9 protein-coding genes and 3 pseudogenes are annotated in these 7,901 nt (G+C 72.1%); 6 read left to right on the top strand and 6 right to left on the bottom strand.

Annotated elements, in window-relative coordinates; genetic code table 11:
- Positions 1 to 36: 36 nt before the first annotated feature.
- The 4 genes from ABFX54_RS20880 to ABFX54_RS20895 all read right to left on the bottom strand — a co-directional run bounded on the left by ABFX54_RS20880 (position 37) and on the right by ABFX54_RS20895 (position 1,978).
- Positions 37 to 306 carry a hypothetical protein gene (locus tag ABFX54_RS20880; RefSeq protein ID WP_346107155.1) on the bottom strand — a complete coding sequence of 90 codons (270 nt, stop codon included), beginning with the start codon at positions 304 to 306 and terminating at the stop codon, positions 37 to 39.
- Positions 261 to 962, bottom strand: a complete 702-nt coding sequence (locus ABFX54_RS20885; protein WP_346107176.1) for an LLM class flavin-dependent oxidoreductase — start codon at positions 960 to 962, stop codon at positions 261 to 263. Before ABFX54_RS20885 ends, ABFX54_RS20880 begins: the two co-directional genes overlap by 46 nt.
- 277 nt (positions 963 to 1,239) lie before the next feature.
- Positions 1,240 to 1,482 (bottom strand): hypothetical protein, encoded by a 243-nt coding sequence (locus tag ABFX54_RS20890; protein ID WP_346107157.1) that lies wholly within the window; start codon positions 1,480 to 1,482, stop codon positions 1,240 to 1,242.
- Positions 1,483 to 1,540: 58 nt separating this feature from the next.
- Positions 1,541 to 1,978, bottom strand: a complete 438-nt coding sequence (locus tag ABFX54_RS20895; RefSeq protein WP_346107158.1) for an ATP-binding protein — start codon at positions 1,976 to 1,978, stop codon at positions 1,541 to 1,543.
- Positions 1,979 to 2,405: 427 nt separating this feature from the next.
- Here ABFX54_RS20895 and ABFX54_RS56965 point away from each other — a divergent pair.
- From ABFX54_RS56965 to ABFX54_RS20910, 5 genes and pseudogenes are all read left to right on the top strand, one after another.
- Positions 2,406 to 2,528: pseudogene (locus tag ABFX54_RS56965) on the top strand (agmatinase); the annotation flags it as partial.
- A gap of 32 nt (positions 2,529 to 2,560) precedes the next feature.
- A pseudogene (locus tag ABFX54_RS56970) lies at positions 2,561 to 2,869 on the top strand (arginase family protein); the annotation flags it as partial.
- A gap of 28 nt (positions 2,870 to 2,897) precedes the next feature.
- Positions 2,898 to 3,152, top strand: a pseudogene (locus ABFX54_RS20900) (arginase family protein); the annotation flags it as partial.
- A gap of 109 nt (positions 3,153 to 3,261) precedes the next feature.
- Entirely contained in the window at positions 3,262 to 3,504 is a 243-nt protein-coding gene (locus ABFX54_RS20905; RefSeq protein WP_346107159.1) for a hypothetical protein, read from the top strand.
- 62 nt (positions 3,505 to 3,566) lie between these two features.
- A complete protein-coding gene (locus ABFX54_RS20910) occupies positions 3,567 to 4,187 on the top strand; it encodes a hypothetical protein (RefSeq protein WP_346107160.1) in 621 nt (206 codons plus the stop codon).
- Between the two features lie 28 nt (positions 4,188 to 4,215).
- On the opposite strand, the gene ABFX54_RS20915 is transcribed toward ABFX54_RS20910, so the two are convergent.
- On the bottom strand, positions 4,216 to 4,518 hold the full coding sequence (locus tag ABFX54_RS20915; RefSeq protein ID WP_346107162.1) for a sortase family protein: 303 nt from the start codon (positions 4,516 to 4,518) through the stop codon (positions 4,216 to 4,218).
- 490 nt (positions 4,519 to 5,008) lie between these two features.
- On the opposite strand from ABFX54_RS20915, the gene ABFX54_RS20920 reads away from it, so the two are divergent.
- Positions 5,009 to 5,698 carry an FAD-dependent oxidoreductase gene (locus ABFX54_RS20920; protein WP_346107164.1) on the top strand — a complete coding sequence of 230 codons (690 nt, stop codon included), beginning with the start codon at positions 5,009 to 5,011 and terminating at the stop codon, positions 5,696 to 5,698.
- 25 nt (positions 5,699 to 5,723) lie between these two features.
- Here ABFX54_RS20920 and ABFX54_RS20925 read toward each other — a convergent pair.
- Positions 5,724 to 7,901, bottom strand: a 2,178-nt coding sequence (locus ABFX54_RS20925; RefSeq protein ID WP_346107166.1) for a CARDB domain-containing protein, incomplete at its 5' end; no start/stop codon positions are given.

Raw genomic sequence — 7,901 nt, forward strand, 5'->3', positions numbered from 1 at the left:
CCGCCCCCCACCACCGGTGCGGGGGCTCGCCGCCGGTCAGGTGAAGGCGGGCATGATCCGGTCGTGGATCAGCCTGAGCTGGGTGTCCACGTCGGCCACCTCGGGCAGCTCCCGTCCCATGAACTGCTTGACCAGCGTCGCGTCCGTGACCGCGAGGATCATGTCGTTGACGCCGGCCGGCTCGATCTCGCGCTTGATCTTGGCCACGCACTCCTCCGGCATGCCCGAGACGGGCAGCCGCTCCCCCAGCTCGGGGGTGGTCAGCTCGACCGCCCTGGCCAGGGCGCCGGCGCCGAGGGCGTCCACGATGGCTTCATCGCGCGCGGGCCGACGCCGTTGCGTTCGAGCTGCTCGGCGGGCATGGACGAGGCGTACAGGCCGACCATGCCGCGGGCGACCTCCTTGGCCACGGCCGGGTCGGGGCCGGTGGCGAAGACGACCCAGGCGCCGATGTCCATCGACGAGGGGTCCTTGCCCGCCTTCTCCGCGCCGGCCCGGAAGCTCTCGACCAGGTAGTCGTAGGCTTCGCGGGTGTAGCTGAGCGCGCGGTGCACGCCGTCGGAGAGCTCGCCGGCCGCCCGGAACGAACGCGGCCCGCGCATCGCGCCGAGCTTGACCGGTACGCGTTCCTGGACCGGGCGGGCGAAGGTGAACGGGCCGCTGTACCTGAAGAACTCGCCGTCGAAGGTGATCGCGCCGTCGTCCAGCAGGGTGCGGACCACGTGGGCCGCCTCCTTGACGCGCGACAGCGGCTTGGTGACCGCCCAGTCGATGCCGTACTGGGCGAGCAGCCCGAAGTTGCCGCTGGACAGCACCACCTCGGCGCGGCCGTCGCCGAGCTCGTCGAGCGTGGCCGCCGCCTGGGCGATCAGCGTCGGCTCGCGCAGCACCACCGAGGAGACTCTGGGCCCGAACCTGATGCGCGACGTCTGCTGCGCGGCGGCGGCGAACAGCAGCCACAGGTCCTTGTGTCAGGTCTCGTCGGCGGCGTAGCAGGCGTGGAAGCCGAGTTCGTCGGCCAGGCGGATGGAGGCCGGCGACTCGCGCAGCGGGTAGTCGGGGAGCATCACGTAGCTGAACGTCATCGGGGGACCTCCTGTGGGATGGCGTCGCCCGAAGGAGCTCCGCCCTTGTCGTACGGCCGGGCGGCCGGCAGGTAGGCCGGCCCGGCCGGGTTCGCACGATCGTCGCGGACATCCTCGACTCGCTGGATCGCGTCCTCGACAGCGTCGTGGCCTGCTACCGCGCCTCCGGCTCCTTCGCCTGCGCCGACCCGGCCGGGGTCCGGCCCGAGATCTTCGCCTGCCTGAGCCGGGCGCACGACGTGGTCGCGGGGGCCGGCGTCATCGTCGCGCCCGGCGTGCTGGCCGCCGGCCCGACCACGATCACGCTGGTGAACGGCGAGGACCGGGTGGTGGCGACCGACTCGCCCCGCCTGCCCGCCTGCCCGCCGGCTCCCTGCTCCCGCAGCCGGCCCCGCACCGTTTCCCGCTGGCCGGCTCACCGTGGAGCATCGTCACGACCACCGGGGACCGCGCGATCAGCTCCCTGTGACCCGCCCCACGGCTTCAGTCATGTCCGCGCCGGCCGGCAGCCGCATGCTCAGCCGGACGACCGTCCCGCCGGGGCCGGTGGTGAAGCGCACCTCGTCGCTCAGACGGCGCATCAGCCAGATCCCCCGGCCGCCGGGAGCCGCGCACGGCGGCAGGCCCTCCGCGTCGAGCACGGGATCGGGGATGCCCGGCCCCGTGTCGCGGACCTCGCACAGCAGCGCGCCGTCCACCCGCCACATGCGCAGCCTGCCCTGCCCGCCGCCGTGCTGGACGGCGTTGACCACGCCCTCGTTGACCGCCGCGAGAAAGTCCTCCAGCCGCTCGCCCGCCAGCCCCTGCCCCCGGGCCCGGCCGGAGACGGCATGCCGCGTGGCCTGCAAGCGAGCTCCGTCGAACCCCATGCTGAGCAGGGGAAGGGTCTCCATGATCGTGCCCCTCTGGGAACCGGTTCTCGTAGGACAGGACACTCCTCGCGTTGAGAGCCGCCAGGTGCGTCCGGCGATCCGGCCCGTTCGCCGTCGCGGGCGAACGGAGCGTCGTGATCGCCGGCCCCCGCGATCCGCGGCTGCGTGATCCGCGGCCCCCAGCCCGCCGCGTCTGATCCACCGCAACGGAATCCGGCACCGCAAGCCCTCGCCGAGCCAGTGCGCGCACACCCGCATGCCCGAACTGTAGGTGGACGCCCCTGGAGCGTCGAGACACAATCCCGGACCGGTGGCGGTCGCCTCGAAAACCGGGCAAATGATCGTTGATATGCGGGAATGACGCGTACAGCGGCCATGCCGGTCTCGCCGGTGGGCACGCTGTTCGGGGTTCCCGCCGGTCAGGACCTGTCCGCGAGCAGGCACGAACCTGCCGCGCGAGCTCGGCGTGATCGACGCGGGCGACGTGGACGTCCGGCCGGGCGGCGTCGGCCAGAGCTTTCCCGCCATCGAGGCCGGGGTGTCACGGATCCTCGCGGCGGGCGCCGTGCCGCTGACCCTGGGCGGCGACGGGGCGGTCACGTTGCCCCAGCTCCGGGCGCTGAAACGGCATCGGGACGGCATCGGGACGGCTTCGCGATGCTCCACTTCGACGCCCACACCGACGCGTACGACGGCGTCTACCCCCACGAGTACAACAACGCCAACACGTTCGTGCACGCCGTGACCGAGGGGCTGATCGACCCGGCGGCCTCGCTGCACGTGGGCATGCGCGACACCGAGCACCGGGGCAGCCCCGGGATCGTGGGCGTGGCCAGGGACCTCGGCTACGAGGTCGTCGCCCTGGACGAGTTCACCGCCATGGGCGTGCCCGCGCCGGTCGAGCGGATCCGGGGCCCGGTTCGCCGGCGCTCCCGTCTACCTCTGCTGGGACATGGACGTCTTCGACCCGTCCGCGGCGCCCGGCGTGGTCACCCCCTCCTGGGGCGGGATCACGGTGCGGGAGGGGCTGAGCATCCTGCGCGGGCTGCGTGGGCTCGGCTTCGCCGCCTTCGACGTCAACACCGTGAGCCCGCCGCACGACCACGCGGGCCTGACCGGCGCTCTCGCCGCGCAGGTCGCGATGGAGTGCGTGTTCCTCCTCGACGCCTGCCGCCCCGCCGGCCGGCCGGGCTGAGAGACCCGCTTCCGGCGGCGAGCAGAAGGTTCAGAAGCCCCGGGGGCGCGGGCGCCCTGTCTACCGTGGGCGGAACGGGAGATTTCCAGACTCACGGGGGTGAAGTCTTGTGACGTTCTCGACCATCGTGGCAGCCGTATTCATGATCGCGATCGCGCTCATCATCGTACGGTCGGTGTGGTCGCTGCTCAGCGGCTCGCCGGCCCTGCGCAGAGGCTCCGGCAACCCCGGCATTCCACGCTACGGATCAGGGATGCCCGGCTCCTACCACAGTCACAGCAGTGACAGCGGCGACGGGGGTGGTGGCTGGGGCGGCGACGGGGGTGGCGGGGGTGGCGGCGGGGGCGACTGACGGCCCAGGAAAGGGGCGCGCGATCCGGACCGGTCCCCGTGCGGATGCGGTTGAGTGCCCGTATGGACTGCTCGCGCCCGCTGGCCCGCGTTCTGCTCGGTACGGCTGCCGCCGTCGCGCTCGTGTCGTGCTCCGCGCAGGAGCCGGCACCCGGCGACGCCGCCGCGTCCGGTGCGCCCGCCACCGCATCCCCCACGTCCTCCGGCGGTTCCCCCGCCACAGCACCCGCCACCTCACCCGCCGCGTCCAGCACGCCCTCCACCACCGCGTCCGCCACCGCGTCCGCCACCGAATCCGCCACCGCGTCCGCGAGCCCGTCGCCCCGCCCGAAGCTGCCCGATGCGGCCGACGGCGGCAATCGACGTTCGTGCGCGGACGGCAGGTGCGAGATCCGGGTGAAACGCAAGGCCCAGATCCCGCTGCCGGTGCGCTACGGCATCGGCCCGATCCAGGTGACCGGCGTCAACTCCCGCACGGTGACGATGTTCGCGCCGCTGACCGGCTCGAATTTCTCCAAGGGCGCCGGCTGCAGCGCCTCCATCACGGGACCGTCGCAAGGCGCGCCCGGTTACGTGATCCTGGACTGCTCCGTCGGGATGAAGACGGTCATCAACAAGATGCGCCTGGAGGTGCTCGGCGCGGTCGGCAAGACCGCCGTCATCCGCATCCGCCCCGCGAAGTGACCTCGGACGCCCGCGAGGCGACCGGCGGTCATGGCTTCGACAGGAGACGTCGGGCCTCGCGTCGATGGCCGGCGAGTTCGGCCAGGGCCTCCCCCGCCGCGCGCACGATGGCCGCGCGCTGCCCGGCCCCGTGCCGCAGCGCGCGGGCGGTGGCACCGAGCAGGACGGGCAAAGCGAGGGTCGCGCGCGGGTCGCGCAGGCGGGAGTAGGTGTCAAGGACGCGGCGCACGCCGTCCTCGTCCGCGGTGAGCGCCCTGAGCAGCTCGAACCGCACGTGGGCCAGGCCGTCGCCGCGCCTGAGCAGTTCGTCCAGTGGTAGGTGCGCACGCACGGCGCGTCGCGGGTGCGCTCCCACGCTCGGGTGGCCCGGTCGAGCGCGGCGGGCTCGTCCAGGACGCCGGCGACGGCCTCCCCGAGCAGCCGCCCGAACCGTACGGCGTCGCGGATGCCCTGCGCGGTGACCGGGTCCTTGAAATGCCCTGCGTCCCCGGCCAGCGCCCAGCCGGGGCCCGACGAGCGGCGGAAGTACGACGGGTGCTCGGCCGGCGGCATCAGCAGGACCAGCGTCAGCCCCGCATCGCAGGGGAAGGCGTTGCCCAGCTCGCGACCGGTCAGCCACATCGCGGCGGTGTCGCGCCACTCCGCGCGCGGGTCCTCGTAGTAGGCGTAGTAACAGGCCCGCCCGTTGGCGTGGGACACGCGCGGGCTTCCGGCGCCGGCCAGGCGGGCGACGGGCGAGCGGCTGCGGCCGCTGCTGACGCCCGCGATGAAGACCGCCGACCCCGCGCTGGCCCGGCTGGACCGGCTGGAGACGGGACTGGATGAACGGGGTCATGATCTACCTGAAGGAGCCCCGCCCGATCGCGAACGGCCACCTCATCTACGCGGCCACCCCGTGGGCGCTCACCTCGATCAGCCAGGCCCAGTTCTGGTCCGGGGACTTCGCGGCGCGCTACGGCGACGGCACCGTCACCGACTGCCTGTCGCTCGACCTGTCGGACTGGAACACGCCGGGCATCCTGTTCGGCAAGACGGCCAAGCAGTGCACCCGGCCGCAGATCGTCCAAGAGGTGCTCGCCCAGGTGCGTTCGGCGCTGCCCGGCGGCGCGGCGCTGCTGCCCGACTCGATCGTACGGTTCTGGTACGTCGACCCGGCGATCACCGGCGAGGCCACGCCGGCGGTGGCCAACGACGAGCCGCTGCTCATCAACACGCCCTCCTCCTGGGCGGACCGGCCGGGCGCCAGCACCGCCATCCCCAACCTCTTCCTGGCCGCCGACCACGTCCGCAACAGCATCAACCTGGCCACGATGGAGGGCGCGAACGAGGCCGGGCGCATGACGGCCAACGCCGTTCTGGACGCCTCCGGCTCCTCCGCAGCCCGGGCCCGGCTGTTCAGCCTGTACGTGCCGCGCGAGTTCAGGCTGCTGCACGACACCGACGACGCGCGCTACCTGCTGGGCCTGCCGAACAGGTTCGACCTGTTCGACCCGCACTGGCCGGGGCGGTGACCGCCCGCCCCGGCCCTGGGGTGCGCTATCCGCCCGTGATCACGAAGCCGGTGCCCGGTTCCCTGACGATGTCGCCGGTCGCCGAGTTCGTGATGGTGACGCCGCTCAGGGTCGCGCTGCCCCGGGCGCCGCCGTGGGCCAGGATGCCCGCGCCGTTGTTGGACTTGTCGATGCGGACGTTCGCGATGGCGACGCCGGGCATGTTGCCGCCGCCCGCCTTGAACTGGATGCCGTCATAGGTCGAGTCGGATATCTCGGTGTCGCGGATGGTCACGCCGGTGATGTCGCGGTTCTGGGCGAACAAGGTGATGGCGCCGAACTTCTGCGCCTCGCCCCAGAAGACGCCGCCGCAGCGGTACAACGCGTTGCCGGCGATCAGCGTCTGACCGGAGAAGGGCAGCGGGTTGTGGTCGGTGGCCAGCATGATGCCGGGGTAGTTCATGGTGTCGTACACCAGATTGTTCTCGATCTTGTTGCCGTAGCCGCCGTAGATCGCGATGCCGTTGGCCCGCCACGGGAGCTGGATGGTGTTGTTGACGAACGTGTTGTCGTGGGCGATGTCCACCGACGGGTCCTTGACGAACGGGTTGGCCCAGACGGCCAGCGAGTCGTCCCCGGTGGTGCGGAAGCTGGAGTTGAACACGCGCGAGTTCCGCGTCCCGTTGCTGAAGTTGATGCCGTCGGCGTAGGTGTCGCGGATGCGCATGCCGCTGAACTGCAGCCCGTCGGCCGGCCCCCACAGTTCGGGGATGTTGTCGTAGTCGCGGCCGACCCAGACGCCTACGTTGGCGTGCTCGATCCAGACGTTGCTGATCTTCGTGTTCCGGCCGAAGCGGCCGTTCAGCCCGACCCCGCCCTCGGCGCCGCCTGGGCCGCCGCGGATCCGGCCGGAGCCGAAGATGGCCACGTCGGAGATCTGCACGTTGTCGTCGATGTCGAAGCCGAAGTTGCCCTCGTGCGGATGGTTGATCCCGCCCGTGGCCAGGTGCGGCTCGGTCAGGGTGTGGAACTGCGAGTGCCACATGCCCGCGCCGCGGATCGTCACGTCCCTGATGCCGACCTGGTTGTACTGGCCGCGGTTCAGCGGGTCGTCGGTGAGGATCTTCTTCTCCTGCCGCCACTGCCCCGGCGGGATCCACACGCAGGCGATGACGCCGTTCTGGTCGTCGGTGACGGCCCGCTGGATCGCGTTCGTGTCGTCCACGCCGTCGTCGGGGACGGCGCCGTAGTCGGTGATGGACGTGCACTCGGCCGGCTTGCCCGCCGCGGGCGCGACCTGCTCCAGGTCGATCAGGTCGATGATGTAGAACGCGGCGTCGTCGCCGGCGTCGCGCTGCAGCCGGAACTTGGTGCCGGCCGGGTACGAGCGCGACAGCAGCGCGTGCGACTCGTCGAACAGCCTGCGCGCGTCGGCCTGCGGGGTGTTGGTCAGCGCCTCCGGGTCGTCGCTGGTGCCGTACAGCCAGCTGTGCTTGGAGGAGAGGGTGAGTTTCCGTACGAAGGCGCCGTCGGCGTACAGGCTGATCGTGGCCTCGATGCCGCCGCCGCCCGGTGCGTCCGGGATGGAGTTGCGCACCACGATCGAGTTGGCCTGGTTCACGGAGGTGAACTCGACGTACTGGCCGGTCGAGTTCAGCCGGACCGACTTGCGGCCGGAGGACTCGGTGGCGAAGTTGGTGTGCCCGAACGTGCGCAGCGGGTCCGTCTGCAGCAGGGTGCCCTGGTAGGAGGCCGCTTCCGCCTCGTACTCGACGTACGGCAGCGAGGCGCCGCGGCCGACGGTGATCGGCTGCGAGAACGTGTTGTTGCCCTCGTCGGTCTCGGCCACGGCTCCGGTCGCGTCCGCGGTGGCGACGGCGGTGGCGCCACCGCTCGTGGCGGTCCAGCCGCCGCTCACGGCCACGTTCTCCGTCGCGCCCGCGGCGATGGGCGAGGTCGGGGTGTCGAGCGTGGTGCCGCCGATCGCGACCCGGGTGACCGTGGTGGCGCCGGTCGTGGTGGTGCCGCGGTTCCTGACGGCCACCGTGAAGGTGACGCGGGTGCCGGCGGCGGGGTTCGGCGGCGTGGCGGTCAGGCCGAGGATCTGCAGGTCCGGGCCTGGCGCGTCGGCGACGACCAGGGGTGATGGCGCGGTGTGGCCGTTGTTGGCCTCGTTCTGCTCGGGGACCGCGTTCTGCTCGTCCACCCTGGCTTCGAGCTGGTA

It is taken from the genome of Nonomuraea maheshkhaliensis (assembly GCF_039529435.1).
Taxonomy (GTDB): Bacteria; Actinomycetota; Actinomycetes; order Streptosporangiales; family Streptosporangiaceae; genus Nonomuraea; species Nonomuraea maheshkhaliensis.